The sequence below is a fragment of the Flagellimonas sp. MMG031 genome (assembly GCF_040112705.1).
Taxonomy (GTDB): Bacteria; Bacteroidota; Bacteroidia; order Flavobacteriales; family Flavobacteriaceae; genus Flagellimonas.
In genome coordinates this window covers 969,849-993,326 of sequence record NZ_CP157804.1, presented here as the reverse complement: position 1 = coordinate 993,326, position 23,478 = coordinate 969,849, and the positions used below count along the sequence as shown (strand labels likewise).

Here is a 23,478-nt window from a genome sequence, read left to right as displayed (position 1 = left end):
ATATCTTGTTGATTAATCCATTACAAACTTGAAACCAATACCAAAATAATGAGCCTTTAGCCCAGTGGTTCGATGATAATTATTGTATTTAAAATCAATGCTCTTTAATCCAAACCTCCATGTCCTGAACTTGGTGAAAATATCCGTATAGGTAATTCCGAAGCCGTATTGATGGGCATCGTAGGCTGAAAGATCAAAATCGGAGGTATAGAAAGCACTGGTTGAAAGGTGGGTATCGAAAGGTGCAAAATAATCGATCTGGTTCTGCGTGTAATACCGATAAGATGGGTAAAAGGTAAAGTTTTGCAACACCTTGATGGGGAGTTCTACACTGGCTGTATGTGCCCGAAGGCCCCAATCATCAAAATAGTAGCGATAATAGGTTCGAACGGTAATCAACTCATTAAAATAGTGGTTCAGCCGAAATCCGATTGGAAACTTCATTCGATTGTCCGGCAATCGCTCCATGTCGTCGGCCAACATAAATACATCCCCATTCTGTGACGAAGTGTAATTGGGAATACTTGCGGGGTTTCCAATAAAATAATTGAGTCTATCAGCAAAATAAACCCTTTGCATGGGGTTGGCCAGCCAGCCTTGTTGACGCACTACATCAGCAAATATGGACATTTGGGTATTCTTTCCCAATATTTGTGAAAAGGAAACCGATAGTGCAAAACTGTTCCGTTTCTTATCAGAAATCAGGCTGAAACCATCCACGGGACGCCACGTATCAGCACCATTCTTATTGGTTACCTCTCCGTTATCGTTCAAAATATCCACGCCATTGAAAAAGCCGCTGTTCAAGTTGGTACCGGATTCCAGGTAGCTATCCAGTTCTGTTGGATATCTGGGCAACCAGGTATCTAGAAACACACTTCCTTTAAGATTGATTTCCGTATTCTTTTCATTGAACAGTTTGGTAATGCCCGCCCCAAAACCAAAGGATAGGTAGTCGTATTCCGTAGCGAAAGAGGCATTGGCGCTCCATATCTGGTTCCTATCATCGGAACTATGGGCGTAGGCCGCAGAAACACTTCCCCAAGTATCTTGCCGGGAGGCCCCTGAAGATGCCACCCAAGGGCTCCCGATTACACCCGAATATCCGCTACCGGCGCTAAAATTGTCATCATCCTCAAAACCATCATCATCCGCGTAGCGGTTACCCCCTGTTTTTGCCGAAGTGGCCACAGCGCCCCGTGAAGCACCACTAACACCAGAGCCAGCATTGGAGTTGGTCAGGTCAAACGGATTCAAGTTACTCGATGATGCAGAAGTGTAGGTGGAAATACCCACGTCTACCGTCAAAACATCGTCATCATTCAATGGAATGCTCACTACAAAAGAAGGAGCCACATCTGTTAGCTGTTCCGTGCCAATTCCCCCGGTCACAGAGGCATTGTTTCCATCCTGTTCGTAATAGCTGGACAAAATATCGACCTCCGTGGCCTCCAACACCCGCTTTTTATAGCCTTCAACATTTGTTTGTTGTGCCCATCCCAACAGCGGAAACAACAATGCTAGTACAACAATTTTTCCCATTTCTTGATCAGTTACATCCACATCCCCCACCGGTTTTGCCCCCGTTTCCGCCCGAGGCACCTTCACGGTAAACTTGATAGTTGGTCTCAAACTTTGTGAATTTTTTATCGGCCAGTACCATGTCAGGATCATTGATGTTCACTTTGTCATATTCATGTAATACGGCACAAGAAGAAAGACTACACAATCCACATAGCACAATTAAAATCTTTTTCATATCTGGTATATTATTTACTTTGAGTTTCTATTTCCTTTAGGGCAATGTTTTTGGAGGTGATTACCTTGTTGTTTTCATCCACAATAATGCATTCCACCCCTTTCAATTGGTTGATAAAGTCAAGACCGATATCCACTCCCATCACAAATACTGATGTTGCAAGTGCATCGGCAAGCTCTGCATTCTTGGTAAAAATGGTGGCGCTGAGTATTCCTTTGCTGGGATATCCTGTCCTTGGGTCGATGATATGGGTATAGCGTTCGCCGTTGATAATAATGTACTTTTCATAATTACCTGATGTTACGACGGCCTGATCTTCCACGGGCAACCAAGAAAACACCTTCTCTTTGTTCAAAGGATTTATTATGGCGACCATCCAGTCCTTGCCATCAGGCTGCGCACCCCAGGCATTCAAATCTCCCGAAGCATTGATTATCCCCGATTCGACACCCTGCTCCACCAACAGCGCTTTGGCTTTATCGGCGGCATATCCCTTACCTATGGCACCAAAACCTATCTTCATACCCTTGTTCTTTAAAAAAACAGTCTGGGCGGCGTGATCTAGGATAATATTTTGGTATCCCACTTTTGAGACCGATTCACGAACAATGTCTGGTGACGGCATTTCGGTAACGGATCCATCGAATTTCCAGATACGGTCCATGGAAGCATAACTGATATCGAAAGCGCCCTGTGTAAGCTTGGAAATCTTCAATGCCCGTTCGATCAGCTGGAACAATTCTTTGTCTACTTTTACCGGTCGTAGTCCTGCATTTTGGTTGATGGCCGATGTCTGGGATTGTGGGTCCCAAGAAGAAATCAGCTTTTCTATTCGAGAAATTTCGGCTACGGCCATATCCAAATAGGTATTGCCTTGTTCAAGATTTTCGGCCACTACCGTAAGATCGAACCTACTCCCCATCAACTTTAAGGTGCGCTGATAGACCGTTTTTTGCAAGGTCACATCGCGCAAATGATAGTTGGTTTGTCCCGAATAGCCCGCCAAAGAAAGAAAGAGGAATAACACACAATATATAAGCCCTGTTCTCAACATATCTGTTTATTTAAAGGAGCTCAATTTGTTGAAATAGGCTTTTGGACCTGTTTTTTCATAACCAGCCTGCCCGAGCACCTTTCCTGTTGCGTCCAACACCACCACGTAAGGAAAGTAACCTTTGGGATTGTACTTCGCCGCCAGGGCCTTGTTTCTGGCTTCTTGTTCTTCAGGCAACTTATTCCCCTTCTTTCGTGGAAAATCTGCCTTGAGCATTACAAAACGGTCCTTTGCCAATTGTTGAAACTCCTTTGTGCTCCAGACCTCTCTATCCAATTTGATACATGGCGCACACCAGTCGGATCCCTGAAAGACCAGTATGATGTTTTTTTCGTGTTTCAGTGCCAGTTCTTTGGCAGTGTCCATGTTCGTTTGCCATTCTTGAGCAGAGATTTGCTGAATGAAAAAAAAACTGAATACCATTAAAAAAGAATACCGCTTCCTTATTTGCATAACTAGATTTATTACATTTTATCAATAGTTAGACAGCCAAAAGAAGGGACACCCTATTTTTTTCTCATTATTTTTATACCCTATTTAAAATAGTTTCGCCAACATTGAATACGACCAAGGAAGAACCATCCATTTGCGAGCAGCAAACCTATAATCAAATATTTCGTACACACTACGAAGCCGTTACCCGGTTTATATATTTTAAATGCGGCGACCTACAACAAGCTGAAGATATCGTTCAGGATGTATTTGTAAAGCTCTGGAAGTTATGCGCCTCAGTATCGTTTGAAAAGGTAAAAGCTTATCTGTATAGAGCCGCCAACAATTCCTTCCTAAACGAAAAAGCACATGAAAAAGTAGTCCTAAAGCACATGCAAACCATTGTTCGGCCCATTGATCACGAAACTCCAGAATACCTGATACAAATGGAAGAGTTCCACAAAAAACTCAAAGAGGCGATTGCATCGTTGCCGCCCAAGGAAAGGGAAGTATACCTATTAAGTAGGATAGAAAAAAAAACCTATCCCGAAATCGCTGAAATTCTGGGACTTGGAATCAAAGCCATAGAGCGGAGGATGAGCAAGGCTCTGTTATTGTTAAGGGAGCTTCTTGGAAATGATTTAAAGTTATAATAGGGTAAACCATTGTTTAACTGTCCTTTAAATAAGAGAACAAATACCCATGGAAGAAAAATACGCCAGTGAAGATTTTTTGGCCCGATGGCTTGCAGGGGAATTGAGCAAGGAAGAGCTAGCAGGGTTCGAGGCATCCAATGTCTTCAGGGACATTTTGGCCATTGATACTGCGGCCAAATCCCTAAGTGGCCCTAAAGTTGATGTGGAAAGAGCGCTCTCATTGGTCACGGCACGGAATCAAAACATTAGGAGAACAACACCTAAGGTAAAACGGTTATGGTCATTTACTGTAGCGGCAGCTTGCATTGCCATACTTTTCGCAGGATACACCTATTTCTTCGGGTACAAGACCTATTCCACAGGCATTGGGGAAAAAGAAACCGTTCTTCTTGCAGATGGCTCCCTAATTGAGCTGAACGCCAACTCTTCAGTATCTTTTAAAAGATTCGGCTGGGAGGAAGACCGATCCGTTAACTTTGACGGAGAAGCTTTTTTTGATGTTGTTCCGGGCAAGGATTTTACGGTAAACACCGACAAGGGCAAAATTTCCGTTTTGGGAACCCAATTCAACATAAGGGACAGAAAAGATTATGCAATACAGTGCTACGAGGGCGCTATTATATTTATGCCATTGAACGAAAATCATCCCATTATCGAACTGGAAAAAGGTATGGGAATTCTCCTATCGAAAGGGAAAATCCAAAAAGAACTGCTTTCCAAGAATGCCCCAGATTGGAAAAATGGTTTCTCTTCCTTTTCAAATCAGCCCTTGTACGAAGTATTGGAGGAACTTGCTCTACAATATCCCGTGGAATTTAGAACAAAAGGCGTTGACATGAACCGGGAGTTTACAGGAATTTTTTCTCACAACAGCCTTGAGAGTGCCTTAAAAACGACCATGGAACCCATGGCTGTCGAATATCATATTTCCGAAGACAAAAGAATTATTACCTTGTCCGAATAAGTGATGAGGATTTTCATAGTTGCGGCATTGTTCCTATTTGGCATTTTTACGTCCAGTGCCCAAGAACATCTATTCCTTGAATTTAGGGACACCCCATTAAAAAAGGTTATTGGACAACTGGAAAAAGATTTGGACCTACGGTTTTCATATGCAGAGGATCTGATCAAAGACAAAAAAATAGAACTATTTGCAGACGGCTTAAGCCTGAATATACTTTTAGGTACCCTTGAAGCCCAAACAGGACTACGTTTTGAAAAAATTGATGGGCAACCACAAATAATCGTTGTTCCCTTGCCCACAGCAAAGGATTTATTCCAAGTGTATCTTTTAGATAAGGATACACGAATGCCTATATCCGAAAATCAAGTTGTGATAGACTCTAACCTAATATTGGCAACGGACAAAAGCGGTTTTATCCAGTTCAAGGATACTGGAAAACCTACCTATCGGTTGGAAGCGAATGGATACCGAACCATATTTTTATCAAAAAAAGAACAGGTTCGCCCCATTTACCTTACCCCAGCATATCAAGAACTCAAAGAGGTAGTGGTCACATCCTATATCACCACAGGTATTGATAGAAATCAAGACGGTTCCATTACCCTTTTACAAGAACCATTGGGACCCATTCCCGGGCAGACTTCACCAGATATTTTGCAAAGCATCCAATTGATTCCCGGAGTTGCAGCTTTGGATGAGTCAGCATCGGGAATACAGATACATGGTGGCACCTCGGACCAAAACTTGGTTCTGTTCGACCATATTCGTGTGTTCAATACAGGCTATTTGTACGGTATGCTTTCCAGATTTAATCCCTATGCAACCCAAAAAGCAACCATTTTTAAAACCGCAACTAGCGCATCCTATGGCGATAGGGTTTCTGGAATAATCGATATTAGCACGGACGATACGGTATCCTCAAAAATGTCAGGAGGAATTGGAATGGATGGATTGAGCGTTGACGGATATATCAAAATACCGTTATCAAAAAAATCATCCATCTCGCTCTTTGCCAGAAATGCGTATCAAGACATTTTCGAATCCCAGACCTATGAGGCCTATGCCAAGAAAATTTTCGATAATTCCGGGGCTATATCAGATAGTAGTGGGAATCCTCTAAATGTGGTTTCGGACGATAGCTACACCTACGAAACAAGCAATAGTGAGTTTCGGTTCTACGACATTAACGCCAAATATGTCTTTAAACCATCGGAAAAGGACATACTTTCCGTTAGTGCCTTAATGACAAGAAACCGAACCTTGTTCTCGTTCAGCAATCAAGGGGAAACCAAAAGAGATTCATTGGCCACTGGTAACGGGGGAATAAGTATTAACTGGAAACGTCATTCTTCCAATGGCCAGATTGATCAGTTAACCACGTACTTCTCTTCCTACGATTCCTATTACCAAAACCTTGAACTATATGGAAACGAGCTCGAAGAAACCAATATTAGAGGTAATCGAATCAGTGATTTTGGATTGGAACTCAAGTCGGATAGGGTCTTAAAAAACAACGATATAGTAGGTTTCGGATACCAACTTTCCAACACGAATTTAGAAATTGACCTAAACTACTTTTCCAATATTGACCCTGCAAACAATGTTAGCCTTCCTGTGCAGGATAGTAACCTAAAAAACGTACTTTTCGGGGAATACAGTATTAGAAAGGAAAAGGGAAATTTATTCAAAATAGGACTAAGGGCGGTTCATTATGGTAGTTTGGGCCGGTTTCTGATCGAGCCGAGATTGAATCTGGAGATACCATTGAGCCCATCATTCAGAATAAGAACAGGCTACGAAAGGAGAAACCAGCCCATTGCACAGCTTATTGAATTTGACCAGACCGAACTCAGACTGGAAAACAACCTATGGAGGCTATCGGACAATGCGGACTACCCGCTATTGCAAAGTAATCAGTTTTCTGCAGGCATTCTTTTCGATAAGAATGGCTGGACCTTTGATGCGGAAGTCTACTATAAAAACCTCACCGGACTAACCTCGTTTAACCAAGGATTCAATCTGCCCCAACCCATTCTTGCTGAAGGCAAAAGTCGCATTAAGGGATTGGACATCCTATTAAAAAAGCGTATCAAAAATTATAGATTTTGGATGGGTTATACCTTGAACAATGTGGATTTTATATTTGAAGACCTCCAGGACCAAAGCTTTTCAGGCAACAACGACATACCCAACAGCTTTAGGATTTCCAATAGTTTGAACATTAAAAACCTAAAGCTCTCTGTTGGATGGCAATATCGTACAGGATCACCATATACTCCCATTAAAAATTATGATGAAGCAACCAGAATAGTCTCGTTTGAATCCTTGAACAGCGGCAGGTTGCCCAACTTTCATAGACTGGATGCTTCTGTAATCTATAATTTTGATGTCAATCCAAAATCCACAAAAATCCAATTGGGGCTTTCTGCATTGAACATCTACGCCCGGATAGTACCCCTCGCAGTCATCCATAGGACTTCACAACAGAATGGAGCGTTATTGTTGGAACAGGTAATACAAAGAAAATCGCTGGGCTTCACTCCAAATCTTACTTTGAGATTGTTTTTCTGATTTAGGAGAAATAAAAAACCCTGACAAAAATGTCAGGGTTTTGCAGTACCTTGGGTGGGAATCGAACCCACACTCCCGAAGGAACTGGATTTTGAAGCCAAGCGGTATTAGGTCATTTTATCTATTATCAACTCATTTTCAATTGTTTATCAGTTTTTTTATTTTATTTGATTTCAAATAAAATCAATTAAACCCAAGAAATGTTGTACCTATGTTGTACCAACTTTGTATTATCTTTACTACAAGATTATCAAGTAAATGGCCAGTAATACAAAAATAGTACTCCGGAAAAAACCAAATAAATTTGGTGAATACCCTCTGGCCATCAGAATATCAAAAGATCGGAGAACAAGCTACATTTATTTGGGTCATTATGTCGATGCAAAATACTGGGATGCCAAAAAAAGACAAGTCAAAAGATCTCATCCTAATCCCGCTCACCTAAATAACTTTTTGGAAATAAAGCTTGCTGAAACGGGTAAGGTTATTTTAAGGCTGCAAGCGGAGAACAAAGATATTTCTGCCAGTCAAATCAAGGCAGAGATTGAATCTGTCTTAAATAAGAAAGACTTTTTTCAAGTTGCCCAAGAGCATTTGGATGAATTGGAAAACAACAACAGATTAAGTCAACATTCTTCGGACAAAGCACGCATCAATCATCTAAAGAAATATAGCAGGTCTTCGACCCTTCCATTTAAAGAAATAAGTGAACGCTTTTTAAAAGGGTTTATCCGGTATCTAAAATCGGAGCGAAAAGTTTCCGAAAGATCGGTAGTCAACAATCTTGTGGTAATTAGAACCATTTACAATAGGGGAATTAAAATGGGGCTTGTTGACAGAAAGCTATATCCTTTTGGGCATAACAAAATTGCCATCAAATTTCCTGAAACGGAAAAAGTGGGCCTAAATGCCAGTGAAATAAAAAAAATTGAAAACTTAGCTTCCTTGTCCGAAAGCCAAAAACATGCCAGGGATGTCTGGTTATTTAGTTTTTATCTAGCAGGAATAAGGGCTTCGGATGTCCTACAATTGAAGTGGAGCGATATATATGATGGCCGCTTGCACTATACAATGAAGAAAAACTCCAAAATAGTTTCGTTGTTAATCCCGGATAAGGCTAAGAAAATTATTGACTCCCATCAAAGAACAAAGGGAGGAAACAATGATTTTATCTTTCCATATCTCAAATATGTAAATTCAAAGGATGGAAAGGTACTTTGGAAAAAAACCAAGCTAGCCATTAGAAAAATCAATGATGAAATGGGCACTATTGCAGACAAAGCGGAGATAAACAAAAAAATCACCATGCACATTGCAAGGCACAGTTTTGGAAATATTGCTGGAGACAATATCCCTGTGCAGTTGCTACAACAACTTTACCGCCATTCTTCGATTACCACCACAATGATGTACCAATCCAATTTCATGAACAAAAAAACCGATGACGCACTTCAAAGTGTGGTAAATTTCTAAATTGACTTAAGTTTGTCCCAATCTTACCAGAACTTTTGCACATGGTTCCTGTTCCAATTTTATAGCGTTCCGGCAGATAAGCGTTAAATAGAATTGGAATAGGGTGCAATTTACTTTGCTATTAATGTTCCGGCAAGATCTTATTTAGGTTAGTCCTATTTTAAGGAAGATTTAAAAAGTGGAAGGGTTAAGAATTATATTTTCTATGCTTTCTTAAGGTCTAAAAGGTTCGGTCTTATCATTTGGACCGTATTTCGTTTACTAATTGTTATCTGCTGTTATTTTTTCATGTGCTCTAGTCCAATTCCCGATAATGTGAAGAACATTCCCCTTTCAATGTTAAACTCTTCGAAAGTTACTAATTCTGGAATTCTTTTTTCCTTTTCCAATATGGATTTTATCGCTTTGTAGTGATTTAAAAATTCCTTTGTTAAATTCAGGTCTTTTTTAAATGCTTTAATCATTTCTACGAATAAGAAGCACCCATAATAAATAATAAAATCTTCGTAGTACTGGTCGAAATTGTTAGTTGAAAATTTATGAACTTGAGGCCGTTCATCTAAATCTTTACTCCAACCCGTTCTCAAAATAATATGAGGGTTAAAATGTACATGAGAGGAAGAAGCCGAATACAGGTAATCATAAAGTTTTATTAGCTTTCCATCTGTTGCCATTTGGGCAACACTTGGAAAATCTCTTTTTTTATTTAATCCTTCTCTTTCCCAAATTTTTTTCAAATCATTGGATGCCTCTTTAATCATTTCTGGAATTAGTGCTTCATTCATTATTGGCTGTTGAGAACCGATTTGTTTGAAAAAGTTCTGTTGAGCGATTATGCTGTCGTAGCAATTCTTATGTGCGTAGGTCGATATAAGTTCGTTTTTATCTCCACTATATTTTAAGATTATATACTTAAAGGCAATCAGTTCCTCCGTGATACTCCGAAGGCTGGACAAAAGAAAGAATGAACCCGTTTTTTTCTTATTGACGATGTAAAAGTTGAACTCAATACATTTTGCAAAAATACCTGTCAAAACAGACTGGAAAATTTTGGAATTTAATTCATTTGGTTCATAGGTAACAGAATTGAATTCTTGCAAAAGATTATGAACTTGGTCAAACTCTATCTTTAATTTTCCTTTCATTTCATATTGGCAGTTAACGGTCTCTGTTCGTAGTCGAGGTTTAGCACTTAACTTTGCAAGTAAAGCAATTACTTATAGCCATCTTTGCCGGCAGTTTTTATTTCTTCTGGGAAATATTTAATTAGAGCCAATTTTGCATCTTCATTCCCTTGTAACAATTTTATACTTCTATCCGTAAAATCAGATATGTTTAAATGTTTACTAGCTATATTTTTGATTCCTTTATGATTAAAAGTAACCAACACTTTGTCATAGTCTGCACTGGTTATCATTTGATTTAATTGAGCAATACGGTCAGTAAACCAATCATTTATTGTAATGTTATCTAGGAAATTTTGATAATTAGTTTCTAACTGATTTAAGGCGTTACCTTTAGAAACATCACTATCGGTGAAATAGTAATTTACCTTCGTGCTTACATAATTTGAAGCCTGAACTTCTTTTAGTTTGTCTAATTCTTTAATGACGTCAGTTTTAATTAAATCAACATTTGCTTCATCAGTTAAAATCTGTTTCGCAAGAATTGCCAGGAAATCTGAATCCAAAAATAAATTTTCAACTTCAGCAACTGAAAATGAATAGACATCACTTTCTTTTAGTTTTTCCAGTCTTGAAGTATCGTGATGATCAGAATCAACAAGACCAAATGCATTAGTGTTTACATTTTGTAACTTATTAAAGGCTTTAGTGTGATTAATTACATCAAAGCAACTGCCCACTGGCATTATTGTCAATTCAGGGAAAAGGATTGAGTAGACCCTTTCGTCAATACTACCTTAACACCTTCACAGAAAAGAATATTTTTTCTACTACCTAATAACTCAAAAAGAAGAGTCTCAGGTATTTCATCAGTTGGTATATCTTCAATTTCCCATTTGTCGGGATGTGTAAATGATTTGATCCATATCTTTTTTGCAGTCGTTCTACTGGTTGCGAAATCTAAATCGTGTGTAAGATAAATAAAAAGACAATCGTTCCTTTCACTTTCTAATATGTCCCATAGCTTTTTTAATATAGTTTTGTGCAGATACATTTCAGGTTCATCAATGACAATAAATCCTTGAGATGGTGCTTGTAAAACTTGAGCAATGAGATATAGCATAACTTTTTCACCATCACTCATTTGTATTGCAGGGTACGACCTACCGTCTTCTGAATAAGCTGTGATATTAATTCCATCCCTGCATTCAATTGTTCTATGCTCTATTAAAGAATTCCATATTTGAAATGTTATATCTAAATTAGTTAATCTTGGGCTTTCCATTTCTTTTCCAGACTTAACCAATTCAATAGCTTTTTTCCTATATGAATTGCCAACAGAAATATTATCTGCAAGTAAATTTTTTAATACTATGGAAAATTCTTGCTGTAAGTATCTGAATTCGCCATCATTTTTGTTTGTTTTATCTCGAAGTTGAGATTCTTTAAGTTCCGTTGCAGTTTTAGCTGGGTTTGAAATAGAATCAAAACTGGGAACCAATAAAATTCGTTGGGCAGAAATTACTACTCCATTATTTTGAAGGTAGCTTTTAAACTTGTTTGATAGGGTTGTTTTTCCACTGCCATTAGCACCAATTGCGACCACATTATTATTGAAAAATCCAATCTTTTCAAAAAAATCAACATTAAAATTTAATTGGTCGTAATACCTAACAAAATTAACCCCATTTTGTTCAATATTAGTGCGCGTTTGTTTTATCCAGTGCTCGTTTTGTTGGGGAATAAATGAAGTGTTTTGATGACCTCTAAAGGGCAGTGAACTCAATACGTTATCTATATTAGACCTAAATTGATTTAGATAATTGATTTCAAAATTACCGGCAGTTGCCTTTTCTTCTATCAAGGTAACTAATGCAATAATTTTATCTATAATGTCCAATGTTGATTCATTGCATTCTAATTCAAAAGAAACTTGTCTATGAATATTTAAATCATTTTTAGCAGTTTGGACGTAAGTTAAAAATGCTTGTAGTTGTTGGTTCATTCAAGTATTTTTTAAATGGCAGGGAACGGTTATTTAATAACATCAGTTATGGGTTGTACGCAGGATCACTCACTGTAAATATGCAGGGGGTTGAGTTAAATGTAAGAATTTTCAATAAACTGTAAAATGTGAAATTCCGTAAAAGGTTTAATAATTGCATCGAATGGAGGATTTATTTAGAATCCAATATTGGATTGCTTTCTTTTTTCTTTTGCCTGGCAAAAGAAAAATGTAAAGCAAGAGGGTAACATGCTGGCGCACTGTTATTGATTCATTTTCCTTCGGAAAACCCCATTTCTAAGGTGTTTTTAAAAATATTGATCTATGAACTTTATAGCTTTTTCTACTAAAAAAGGCCTTCCGACCAGTAAAATCAATTGATTTTTTACTAAAAAATGGTTTTTTGAAGAATGGCTTAGTTGAGTAATGAAGGCTTTATTTGTCCAATAATTTTATCGGCAAATCTTCTATTTTTCACGGAAAAAGGTGTTCAGCCCAGTAAATTCAAGAAAATTTTCACGGAAAAATCAAAAATAATTAGTCATTTTGAATAAAATGTACCTTTTCATCCCATAAATGGCATTTGTATTTTATTAAATCTGTTTTGTAAATTACAATCGGTTTATTGTGGGAAACACCCTATATTTGAGCTATGCAGACAAAGACCAAAAACAACCATATAGGCAGAAAGATTAGTAGAATCAGGGAACTTCGAGGGATGAAACAAGAAACTCTTGCAGAAGAACTGGGTATCAGCCAACAGGCCATTTCCAATTTAGAGAACAGCGAAAAAGTAGATGATGCCAAGCTAGAGGAGATTGCTAAGGCTCTTGGCGTATCCAAAGAGGCTATTGAAAATTTTTCTGAGGAATCAATGATTAACTATTTCAACACCTTTAATGAAAAGGTGTCCAGTAGCAACTTTGGCCACAATAATACTTGCACATTCAATCCTTTGGATAAATTAATTGATGCATACGAAGAAAACAAGAAGCTTTATGAGCGTTTGTTACAAGCTGAAAAGGACAAGGTTGCGTATTTAGAAAAGCTGATGAAATAGATTATTTTAAGTTTCAACCACTCACTTACTTCATTGGTAGATGTACCTAAAAGTATAGTTCTGGCCAATTTGTAATATCTTTATATCCTAGAACGGTTATAAAAGGTATATGCAAGTTCAATTTCGCACCAAAGATGAGGCCAATATAGAACAGGAAAGAGGTTTCTTGGCACTTACCCCTATTGAACGCATTTACCGTTTCTTGGATTTGATGCAGCGCATCAACCGGTTTCCCACAAAGGCCAAACATGATGAGAATACTTTCATTATACACATTAATAAAGGGAAATGAGGCAATGGAAAGAGGATGTCGATCTTTTTTGGAAATGACCAACAAAAAAAGTTAGAAAAGTCTATATCTTCTAATGGTCATGGGTTGGGGTACCTCTCAAAAACATTCTATTGGAACTCTTTAAAACTTAACAGATTTTGCCTCGCTCAGTAAATTAGTTTGTGTAAGTATTTGGGGCTTGCAGCACTTCACTTCGTTCCGTTCGCTTAATAAAGTTATTCCAAAACTCTTATTGGTGTTGAAAAAACATGTCTAATAGATTGACACTTTTTGTAAAAAAAATTTACACTCATACTTCAGATTAAATAAAAGAGCGTAATTTAAAATACTTAATATCAGAATATTAAAAAGTTTTTGGAGGTTGGTTCAATTTTTGGAATGGCAAAAGTGTTGTTAAAGGGGTGCAAGAAACTAAAACCTTGTTTATGAATGAAATAAAACCATACTTTCGACATCTTTTGAAGAATAAATTATACACAGTAGTAACTGTTCTGGGTTTTGCCTTTTCACTAACTTTTGTTTTATTACTAAGTGTATATATTAAGAATGAGCTTTCCATAGATGATTTTCATTTAAAGAAAGAAAGGATCTTTCGGCTTGAAAACGAAAGTGTAGATTTCTCGCCCCCCATAGCTGTCGATTTAAAAGACAGCTACCCTGAAATTGAGGATTTTACCAGGGTTTACAGTGAATCCGGGAGGATTTCGAAAACAGATGGGCAAAAGACTAAGTTTGACTACCTTGGAGTGGATGCATCATTTTTTAAAATCTTTTCCTTTCCACTTATCAAAGGTGATGTAAGTAGTGTTCTTCAATCGGCTGATGGTATAGTTCTTTCAGAATCAAGAGCTTTCAACCTGTTTGGAACTTTGGACATTATTGGTGAAACAGTGTTCATCAATTCCAACAATAAGTTCACGGTTACTGGTATAATGGAGGATTTTCCGGAGAATACACATTTTGAAAAACAAGATGCCATTGTGAACCTAAAGGCTTTCAAATCCATTTGGGGATTTGAAACCATAATGGAAGAATATGGATGGTGCTCAATCAGCATCTATTTTTTAGCCAAGGCAAACACCAATCTTCCTGCAAAAGCCCCTGAAATACACGAAAACTTCAAAAAGAATTTTTGGCTTTATAAGGAAGGTTGGGCAAACACCGTAGAGTTTACACCATTGAAGAATCTATATTTTAGTTCAAAACAAGGAAGTGGCACAAAGAGTAATAGCAGAGCCTTAATTACTGTTCTATCAGTCATAGTATTTATTATCCTGTTACTTGCAGTTGGCAATTATATCAATCTGACAATTGCCCAATCTACTTTCAGAGGGAAGGAAGTAGCGATGAAAAAGCTACTGGGAAGTTCAAAGAAAAGACTGGTCTTTCAATTGGTCAAAGAGTCTGTTTTTTTATGTATTCTCTCATTGCTTCTTGCTCTTTTACTTGCCATATTGGTAGAACCTATCTTTAATTCTCTGTTGAATACCCAATTACTTCTGGACAATGCTTTGAACATTACCAATCTAATGATCTTTTTATTAATTTTTACCATCATAGGTTTGTTATCCGGGATTGTTCCAGCTATGAAGATTTCAAGCTTTAAACCTATTGAAGTGGTGAATGGTGGGTTTAAGAAAAAATCCAAGGGTATATATGCTAAGGGTTTTATCACTTTTCAATATACTGTAACAATAGCCCTATTGGTCTGTAGTTGGATTATTCTAAAGCAGACCGAATTTCTGCGCAATTATGATTTAGGGTTTCAAAAAGATAATATCATCCAAATGGAATATCTAGGGGCAATGAACCAAAAAAGCACCATTAAGGATGCTCTTATGACAATCCCTGGTGTCAAGAATGTATCCATAACATGGCAGAGTCAATTGAGTGGTGGAAGTAACCAAACATTTGATCATAATGGAAAATCTATTAGCTTTCAAGAGTTTGCGGTGGACTCTTCATTCTATAATGTCTTCGGAATTGATATTAAGAAAAATAATGTCGCTTACTCGGAAAATGGGGTGTTCTTAAATGAAACAGGACTAAAAACATTGGAACTGAAGGATGGGGAAAATTCATTTAGGTTCCATGAAGATGAACTCCCAATATTAGGAGTGGTCAATGATTTTAATTTTAAAGAACTTCGCAACCATGTTGGCCCACTTATGATTAGACAACTAACACCTGATAGGTATGCAGACAATATATTCTTAAAAGTTGAAGGTAAATCTATTTTTGAAATTGCCGAAAAGATCAAATCAGTTTATGGAGATTTAATCGGGGATGTCGAATTTGATATCAATTTTGTTGATGAGTCCATCAACCAATGGTATGAAAAGGATGAACGGACAGGTAAAGTCATTGGCTATTTTACACTATTATCTTTTATAATATCTGCAATGGGTATTTTGGCAATGTCAACTTTTTACACTCAGCAACGGAAAAAGGAAATAGGAATCAGAAAAGTAAACGGAGCCAATATTGCACAGGTACTTTCGCTATTGAATAAGGATTTTCTAAAATGGGTATTATTGGCATTTTTTATTGCTGTACCGATTTCATTGTATACAATGAATAGATGGCTTGAAAATTTTGCATATAAAACCAAATTGAGTTGGTGGATTTTTGTTTTAGCAGGCGTTACGACCTTAGTTATTGCATTTGTAACAATTTCATGGCAAAGTTTTAAAGCTGCCATGGCCAACCCAGTAGATGCTTTACGAAACGAATAAGAATCTTTAATCTTATTCAATTTAAAAGATAAAATATCACGAACTGCGGTCTTTCTTTTGCGACCCTCCGGGAGCAAAAGCATGATTGTCATGACAATGACACATCTTGAATTCGTTGCCGAACTTTATCTATAGCGTTTTTTCCCGTTCTTTCGTTCCAATTTGAGCACGGCCCAAATCGAAGCCAAAATTTTGGGGCGGCAATGAAATCGAACAAGTAAACATTGAAAAAATGTTGGCCGTCACCTTTCTGAGAAATGTTTTACAACATTTAACTTTCGGATATATTGCATGAATACTTTATCCATTACCATACATTTTTATAGACACTTTTTGGAAACATGAAAGTTTAAAAAAATACAAATACACAAATTATTAGTTTGTATATTTGAATGATTATAAACCATGTGGCCTTTTTATGGTTTAAAAAAGATTTAATATCAAAACTTTTAGTTTGGAAAAAGAACAAAAAATAAACCGTTTTCTTAATTCACAGCCTCCGGGAGTTGTCTATTTAAGCTCATGGTTAACGGAAAATGGATTCTCCACACAATTGCTCAATCGATATAAAAAGAGCCGTTGGATATATTCCATTGGTTCCGGAGCTTGGATGAGAATGGGTGATAAGCCTACCTATCAAGGAGCATTATTTGCGTTGCAAGAACAAGCTAACCTAACTATCCATCCGGGAGGTAAGACCGCCTTATCCTTATTGGGAAAAGTCCATTATCTGGAACTATCCACAAAACAAATAACGTTGTTCGGGGGAAGCGAAGAAAAATTGCCCGCTTGGTTTTCAAAATACAACTGGGGGTTAAAAGTGGACTACTATAGTTCCTCCTTCCTTCCTTCCAATCTAGGACTACAAACTTTGGAGCAAGGGACTTTCAATTTGTCGGTGTCGAATCCAGCAAGGGCCTTAATGGAGTGTCTGTATCTAATACCCAAGAAACAAGAACTGGTCGAGTGCTATGAAATAATGGAAGGATTGAACAACCTAAGGCCAAAGCAGGTACAGGAACTTTTGGAGGCCTGCACTTCCGTAAAGGTGAAACGACTTTTTCTGTACATGGCAGAAAAGGCAGGGCACGATTGGTTTAAATACACCAACTTGGAAAAAATCGATCTTGGAAAAGGAAAACGCTCCTTGGTAAAAGATGGTGTTTATATATCCAAATACCGTATCACGGTCCCTAAAGCATTGGAAAATTATGAATAATTACAAGCAACAGGTTTCCCTATTGTTACAGGTGTTACCGGAGGTAGCAAAGGAACCGGATTTCGCACTGCACGGTGGTACGGCCATCAATCTGTTTGTAAGGGACATGCCCAGATTGTCGGTAGATATTGATTTGACCTACATCCCCATAGAGGATAGAAAGACATCCTTTAAGAACATTATTAATGGTCTTGACCATATAAAAACAAAACTCGAAAAAATTTTACCGGAAGCTACAATCACCCTAAAAAAGGAGACATTAAAACTTCAGATCACCACTGTAAACGCACAGATAAAATTGGAAGTTAACCAAATCAATAGGGGTGTCATGGGTGAAACGGTAACATTGCCGCTATGCGAAAAAACCCAAGAGGAGTTTGATGCTTTCTGCGCCGTACCGGTAGTTCCTTTAGGTCAATTGTATGGTGGAAAAATATGCGCTGCATTGGACCGACAACATCCCAGGGATTTGTTCGATGTAAAATATATGATGGAAAACGAAGGATTTACTGACGAAATCAAAAAGGGGTTCCTATTGTTCCTTTTGAGCAGTAACCGCCCCCTTCACGAAATGTTGCATCCCAATTTTATCGACCAAAGGAAAACCTTGCTCAACCAATTTGAAGGTATGAGTCCGGAACCTTTTACCTATGGGGATTTTGAAAAAATCAGGAAGGAATTGATAAAAGAAATCCATCAAAACCTAACAGCTGAAGACAAGGAGTTCTTATTGGGTTTTGGCCAAGGAACTCCCAATTGGGATATTTATGATTTTGAACGTTTTCCTGCCGTGCAATGGAAACTACAGAATCTTATCAATCTTAAAAACAGGAACCTTAAAAAGCATGAAAGTTTTGTTACCTCATTGAAGAACGTATTGGATTGATTGAACTATTCGCCAAAATGAAATTATAAGGCAATGCATCAAAAAAGAAATATAAATATCTTCTCATGAATATTGAAAAGCAAATACAGTTACTGAAAACCTTTTTCAAAGGGCGTGACGATGTCTTTGCTATACGATGGGAAAAGGGTGATAAAAGTGGTTATATGCCAGCTTATCATTATGACCCCTATATGTACCGCCTACACAAACAAAAAGGAGGAACATTCAACAATTATAAGGACAAGACCTATTTAAAATTAGATGGCCATCAACTAACAAAACATATAAAAGGCGTCAAATTTATTGGTGTTTATCCACTTTTGACCGATAACACCTCTTGGTTTATCGTGGCCGATTTTGATAAAAAAGACTGGAAAGAGCAGTCCGTTAAAGCTATAACTGTTTGTAAGGAAAATGGGATTCCTGCATATTTGGAACGTTCGCGTTCAGGAAATGGTGGACACGTATGGATATTCTTTGAACAGCCATACCCGGCCATAAAAAGCAGAAAGGTTTTATTGAAGCTTTTCGAGCAAGCAGGTGTTTTTTCCAAATTTGACAAAAACACTAGTTTCGACAGGCTATTTCCAAACCAAGATTATTTGTCAGGAAAAGGGTTTGGAAACCTGATTGCCCTCCCGCTTCAAGGAGAAGCTTTACAAAAGGGCAATTCCTGTTTTATTGACCTGCGGACTTTTACTCCCTTTCAAAATCAATGGCAATTTTTAAAAAGCATCAAAAGGGTTTCGATCATTCATTTGGATAGGGTTTTAGAAGAATTATCCAAGGAAAGCGTAGTCACAAAGGTTTTTTCTAAAAGCCATAATGTCAATACCGGGAAATTGAAGATTAGTTTAAGAAACAGTATCGTGATTAATCGAAATGGCCTAATCCCACCAATAGTTGATTTTTTAAAAGAGCGTTTGAACTTTTTTAATGCTGATTATGCGGTTAAAAAGAACACCGGAAGAAGTACTTGGAAGACGGAGCGCTATTTTAAACTTATTGATGAAACCGAAAATACAATTGAAATCCCGAGAGGTTTTATAGGGAGCTTGGTTCGGTTCTGTAAGCAAAAGCACATTGATTATGAATTTATAGACCAAAGAAAACAGTTGAACAATATTGAGTTGAAGTCCTCAATTCAGCTGCTAAAACACCAATTCCACCCGGTAGAAACAGCTAAAAAAAAGGATTTCGGAATTATTGTAGCCCCACCAGGATCGGGAAAAACAATAATAGGACTAAAAATCATTGAACAAAAGCAACAACCTGCATTAATCCTTACCCATAGAAAACAGATCGCCGAGCAGTGGATGGATAGAATTGAAACTTTCTTTGGAATTCCAAAAAGGGAAATCGGCAAAATTGGTCAAGGCAAAATGAAGATTGGCAAAAAGGTAACAGTGGCATTGATCCAAACGTTGGCAAAGAAACTATCCAACGAAAATGATGCACAAAAATTAGCATCTGCTTTTGGCGCCATAATCATAGACGAATGCCATCATATTCCGGCTAAATCCTTTCGTGAGGTCGTGCATCAACTCTCTCCGTATTATCAATATGGGTTAACGGCAACCCCCTTCCGTAAAAGCAATGATGAAAAATTAATTTTTGTGTATTTGGGAAACATTATTTCTGAAATAAAGCCCCAACAAATTGAACAATACAAAAAAGCAAGGGTTGTAATTCGCGAAACCAATCTCAACGTTCCCTTTAACCCAAAAACTGACCATTTTGAAACCCTTTCCAAAATATTGGTCCACGATTCCGAAAGGAATAAACTCATCTTAAACGATGTTGGAAATGAATTGAAAAAGGGTAGAAAGGCAGTAATCATTACGGAGCGAAAAGAGCATATTCAAACCCTTCATCAATATCTTAAAAATCAATTTGAGATTATTCCAATTTCAGGCGATGATAACGCAACCTCACGTTCGATGAAATGGAAAAATATCGAACAAGGCAACTTTCAAGCTATTATCACTACCGGGCAATTTTTTGGGGAAGGGGTGGATATCCAAACCATCTCCTGCTTGTTCTTGGTATATCCGTTTGCCTTTAAGGGCAAACTAATCCAATATATCGGAAGGGTACAACGTTCTGAATTAACACCCGTTATTTATGATTATCGGGATAAGCAAATCCCGTATCTGGATAAGCTCTTTTTAAAAAGGAACACCTACTATAGAAATCTTGACCGACAAGCAACGCTGTTTGAGGATTTAAAAGAAGACATTGATAATGGACCGAGACTAAACGATATCGACAAGGTCATTAAAGTTGCTATCAACAATTTGGATTTTCATTACGGAATGGTCAGTTTTTCATATAAATCCCCAAATGGAACTTCATTTGAATTTGAAATCGAGAATGAAGAAATGCAACCTGAGTTTGAGGTATTGAAACCATATTTCACTAGGGTTTTAAACTCCAAATTCATTACGGTCCGTATCCATATAGGATTTAATGATGCTGCGGTTGTTTCGCAATTGGCCACCTCGGATGATATTGACCGTATCAATAAAGAAATAGTGGATAGTGTAAAATTTCAGTTTATTGAACAACATTTTATTAAGAGTGTAAAACTTGGAAAGGATGAAGATACTGAAGAGGTGCCTAGAACAATAGGATCATTCTTTGGCTCAGCTGATAATCTGTTGGAAAGCCTATTGAAAAACAGCAATTATGTCCACTATAGGCAGTTATTATATTTATCAAAACAGCATCAGTATGAAAAACTGAAAATCAGATTTGTTTTAAATCCATTTTCATTCGTTTTCCTAGTAGAGGGAGAACAAAAACATCACATTATTCTGGAAACACTGAATACCAAAGAGGCCACCTATGTGTGGCATCTTCCAAAAGAACATTCTCTTTTCAAAGTAGAATTGGAACGAATCAACCAGAAATTGAATTGGATCCGTAATAATGGGCGCCAATCTTTTTTGGAAACCAAAAAAGAAAATTTCAGTAGGATAATTCATGACTATAGCGAAGATGGAAGAGGCTTCTATAAATGGAAAAATGCTTTGGAAGAACGTTTGCTGTAATACCTTAGTCTTTTTCCGTATTCCGAACTGGAAAGTGTCTCAACTTGGCAGCGTGGAAACGATGTCAATGTTGCGAGCTTTTTCGCAGTCCATGGCGTTTCTATTTTTTCTCTCATTGTCTCAAGTTTTGTTATTTCTCCTACCTTCCTACCTATCCCAATGATGACGAGGGTTTTTAAGCTAGGTCAGATGTTTTTTCAACTTACCTATCTTACCCTTTAGGTAGGTTAGGTAACCTCTAGGTAAGATGAATGTTATATATCCTACCTAAGGTTTTGCCCCATGACCATTGACTATATCCTACTTTAGGTAACTAGGTAGGTATTATTCTTCTTTCTTTGCAAAATCCATTTCCCATGGGCTTACCCCAAAGAGCGGTCGGGACAAATAGCCGTACACCTGTCGTTTGGGGTGCTTTATCTTTTGATTTATTTGTTCCTTTCGCTCTGCGTTCCGTTTCCAACGAAATTTTGATGATTTGATGACAAACCTCTCGGAGACCCTATAAATACTGATTATTCACCCGTCATCATTTTGTCATCGTTTCATCGTTTTTGTTTTTTTCTTCAACGTCCCTGTCATCATTTTTTATTTTGATGACAGTATGATGACAAAGTGATGACAGCCTAAACCCTTATAAACGCTGGGCTAATATCAATCTGTCATCAAATCATCAAAATTTTGGGGCATAAAAATCATTTTCTACGGCAAAGTATTTCGAGCTGCATCATCGATATTGACTATCAGCCGTTTTATAGGGTAGCTTTCTGCTCTCTTTGAAGTTGGATCGGTACCCCCAGTCTTAATGACTGAAAGCTCTAAAATACATGGATGGAGTTGGGTATAACTTGAACAAGTGCAAGAAATAGGGTCAAATGATACCAAAAAAGCACAACCAAAATGTTAAAGTTGAAGAATTTAAAATGTTGTACCTATGTTGTACCAAAATAAAAAAGCCGAGAGGTAAATCTCGGCTTATCCCTTTTGTACCTTGGGGGGGAATCGAACCCCCACTCCCGAAGGAACTGGATTTTGAATCCAGCGCGTCTACCAATTCCGCCACCAAGGCATCGGTACCACATTTTCAAATGCGAGTGCAAAGCTAAAAAAATAATTTTATATATCGCCAAAAAATACTTGGATTTATCCTTTAGCAACCCAATTTAATTTTTAAATTTGCACCTCCTTATTTATAAGTACGTTAAAACGCTAGCTAACAAGAAATTGTAATGGCATATCAAGTCCCGGAACCTAAAATATTTGCTTGCACACAAAGTGTTGAGCTGGGCAACAAAATCGCTGCCTCCTACGGAGCTGAATTGGGAAAAGTTCAATTCTCCAGATACAGCGATGGAGAGTTCCAGCCCTCCTTTGAGGAGTCCATTAGGGGAGCGCGTATTTTTATTATCGGCTCCACCAACCCCAGTTCCGAAAACTTGATGGAAATGTTGCTGATGCTCGATGCGGCCAAAAGGGCTTCGGCAAGGCACATTACCGCCGTTATGCCTTATTTTGGTTGGGCAAGACAAGACCGTAAGGACAAACCGCGTGTTCCCATTGCGGCCAAATTGGTCGCCAAAATGCTGGAGACCGCCGGTGCCACCAGAATCATCACCATGGATCTCCATGCGGACCAGATACAAGGATTTTTTGAAAAGCCCGTGGACCATTTATTTGCATCCACCCTTTTCTTGCCTTATTTAAAAGGGTTGCACTTGGACAATCTTTGTATTGCATCTCCCGATATGGGAGGTTCCAAAAGGGCCTATGCCTACTCCAAAGCTTTGGAATGTGATGTGGTGATTTGTTACAAGCAACGAGCGAAAGCAAATGTTATTTCCCACATGGAACTTATTGGCGATGTCCAAGGTAAAAACGTGGTTTTGGTAGATGATATGGTCGACACGGCCGGAACACTTACAAAAGCGGCCGACCTGATGATGGAACGGGGAGCGGAAAGCGTACGTGCCGTTACAACACATGGATTGCTTTCGGGCAAGGCGTATGAGCGCATTCAAGAGTCCAAATTAACAGAACTGATCGTTACCGATTCCATTCCTGTGGACCAAAGCCAAAAGAAAATAAAGATATTGTCGTGTGCCGATCTCTTTGCCGATGTGATGCACAGGGTCCACCACAATACATCAATATCATCAAAATTTTTAATGTAGCCTTCGACTACGCTCAGGCTGACA

General features: G+C 38.0%; 18 protein-coding genes and 1 tRNA gene. 11 read left to right on the top strand and 8 right to left on the bottom strand.

The features are described from left to right. Nucleotides 1–12: 12 nt before the first annotated feature. From ABNE31_RS04440 to ABNE31_RS04425, 4 genes are read right to left on the bottom strand one after another with little or no spacing between them, the layout of a single operon-like run. A complete protein-coding gene (locus ABNE31_RS04440; protein ID WP_349352509.1) occupies nucleotides 13–1,542 on the bottom strand; it encodes a DUF3570 domain-containing protein in 1,530 nt (509 codons plus the stop codon). Between the two features lie 7 nt (nucleotides 1,543–1,549). Beyond that, nucleotides 1,550–1,759 (bottom strand): DUF4266 domain-containing protein, encoded by a 210-nt coding sequence (locus tag ABNE31_RS04435; RefSeq protein WP_349352508.1) that lies wholly within the window; start codon nucleotides 1,757–1,759, stop codon nucleotides 1,550–1,552. Nucleotides 1,760–1,769: 10 nt separating this feature from the next. Beyond that, nucleotides 1,770–2,813 (bottom strand): FAD:protein FMN transferase, encoded by a 1,044-nt coding sequence (locus ABNE31_RS04430; protein ID WP_349352507.1) that lies wholly within the window; start codon nucleotides 2,811–2,813, stop codon nucleotides 1,770–1,772. 6 nt (nucleotides 2,814–2,819) lie between these two features. Further along, on the bottom strand, nucleotides 2,820–3,236 hold the full coding sequence (locus tag ABNE31_RS04425) for a thioredoxin family protein (RefSeq protein WP_349353024.1): 417 nt from the start codon (nucleotides 3,234–3,236) through the stop codon (nucleotides 2,820–2,822). A gap of 134 nt (nucleotides 3,237–3,370) precedes the next feature. On the opposite strand from ABNE31_RS04425, the gene ABNE31_RS04420 reads away from it, so the two are divergent. The 4 genes from ABNE31_RS04420 (at nucleotide 3,371) to ABNE31_RS04405 (ending at nucleotide 8,909) form a co-directional block, all read left to right on the top strand. Then, nucleotides 3,371–3,898 carry a sigma-70 family RNA polymerase sigma factor gene (locus ABNE31_RS04420; RefSeq protein WP_349352506.1) on the top strand — a complete coding sequence of 176 codons (528 nt, stop codon included), beginning with the start codon at nucleotides 3,371–3,373 and terminating at the stop codon, nucleotides 3,896–3,898. Between the two features lie 49 nt (nucleotides 3,899–3,947). Then, nucleotides 3,948–4,865, top strand: coding sequence for a FecR domain-containing protein (locus ABNE31_RS04415; protein ID WP_349352505.1), 918 nt, complete (start codon nucleotides 3,948–3,950; stop codon nucleotides 4,863–4,865). 3 nt (nucleotides 4,866–4,868) lie between these two features. Further along, nucleotides 4,869–7,436 (top strand): TonB-dependent receptor plug domain-containing protein, encoded by a 2,568-nt coding sequence (locus ABNE31_RS04410; RefSeq protein ID WP_349352504.1) that lies wholly within the window; start codon nucleotides 4,869–4,871, stop codon nucleotides 7,434–7,436. A gap of 258 nt (nucleotides 7,437–7,694) precedes the next feature. Continuing rightward, on the top strand, nucleotides 7,695–8,909 hold the full coding sequence (locus ABNE31_RS04405; protein ID WP_349352503.1) for a site-specific integrase: 1,215 nt from the start codon (nucleotides 7,695–7,697) through the stop codon (nucleotides 8,907–8,909). Nucleotides 8,910–9,187: 278 nt separating this feature from the next. Here the strand turns inward: ABNE31_RS04405 and ABNE31_RS04400 are convergent, their stop codons facing one another. The 3 genes from ABNE31_RS04400 to ABNE31_RS04390 form a co-directional block, all read right to left on the bottom strand. Beyond that, the gene (locus ABNE31_RS04400; protein WP_349352502.1) at nucleotides 9,188–10,054 is read right to left on the bottom strand and encodes a DUF5677 domain-containing protein; all 867 of its coding nucleotides are present in this window, start codon (nucleotides 10,052–10,054) and stop codon (nucleotides 9,188–9,190) included. 68 nt (nucleotides 10,055–10,122) lie between these two features. Continuing rightward, nucleotides 10,123–10,779: a hypothetical protein gene (locus ABNE31_RS04395; protein ID WP_349352501.1), complete on the bottom strand. Its 657-nt coding sequence runs from the start codon at nucleotides 10,777–10,779 to the stop codon at nucleotides 10,123–10,125. A 5-nt stretch (nucleotides 10,780–10,784) separates the two neighbouring features. Beyond that, a complete protein-coding gene (locus ABNE31_RS04390) occupies nucleotides 10,785–12,038 on the bottom strand; it encodes an AAA family ATPase (RefSeq protein WP_349352500.1) in 1,254 nt (417 codons plus the stop codon). A 652-nt stretch (nucleotides 12,039–12,690) separates the two neighbouring features. Here ABNE31_RS04390 and ABNE31_RS04385 point away from each other — a divergent pair. The 6 genes from ABNE31_RS04385 to ABNE31_RS04360 all read left to right on the top strand — a co-directional run bounded on the left by ABNE31_RS04385 (nucleotide 12,691) and on the right by ABNE31_RS04360 (nucleotide 21,283). Then, entirely contained in the window at nucleotides 12,691–13,098 is a 408-nt protein-coding gene (locus tag ABNE31_RS04385; protein ID WP_349352499.1) for a helix-turn-helix transcriptional regulator, read from the top strand. A gap of 109 nt (nucleotides 13,099–13,207) precedes the next feature. Beyond that, a complete protein-coding gene (locus ABNE31_RS04380; RefSeq protein ID WP_349352498.1) occupies nucleotides 13,208–13,390 on the top strand; it encodes a hypothetical protein in 183 nt (60 codons plus the stop codon). A gap of 425 nt (nucleotides 13,391–13,815) precedes the next feature. Further along, nucleotides 13,816–16,125, top strand: coding sequence for an FtsX-like permease family protein (locus tag ABNE31_RS04375; protein WP_349352497.1), 2,310 nt, complete (start codon nucleotides 13,816–13,818; stop codon nucleotides 16,123–16,125). 454 nt (nucleotides 16,126–16,579) lie between these two features. Next, entirely contained in the window at nucleotides 16,580–17,344 is a 765-nt protein-coding gene (locus tag ABNE31_RS04370) for a type IV toxin-antitoxin system AbiEi family antitoxin domain-containing protein (RefSeq protein ID WP_349352496.1), read from the top strand. After that, a complete protein-coding gene (locus ABNE31_RS04365) occupies nucleotides 17,337–18,230 on the top strand; it encodes a nucleotidyl transferase AbiEii/AbiGii toxin family protein (protein WP_349352495.1) in 894 nt (297 codons plus the stop codon). Before ABNE31_RS04370 ends, ABNE31_RS04365 begins: the two co-directional genes overlap by 8 nt. 65 nt (nucleotides 18,231–18,295) lie before the next feature. Beyond that, entirely contained in the window at nucleotides 18,296–21,283 is a 2,988-nt protein-coding gene (locus tag ABNE31_RS04360; RefSeq protein ID WP_349352494.1) for a DEAD/DEAH box helicase family protein, read from the top strand. A 987-nt stretch (nucleotides 21,284–22,270) separates the two neighbouring features. Here the strand turns inward: ABNE31_RS04360 and ABNE31_RS04355 are convergent. Beyond that, nucleotides 22,271–22,352: transfer RNA gene (locus ABNE31_RS04355), tRNA-Leu, on the bottom strand. Between the two features lie 160 nt (nucleotides 22,353–22,512). On the opposite strand from ABNE31_RS04355, the gene ABNE31_RS04350 reads away from it, so the two are divergent. Further along, complete coding sequence (locus ABNE31_RS04350; protein WP_179383544.1) at nucleotides 22,513–23,454, top strand: ribose-phosphate pyrophosphokinase; 942 nt, start codon at nucleotides 22,513–22,515, stop codon at nucleotides 23,452–23,454. Nucleotides 23,455–23,478: the final 24 nt, after the last annotated feature.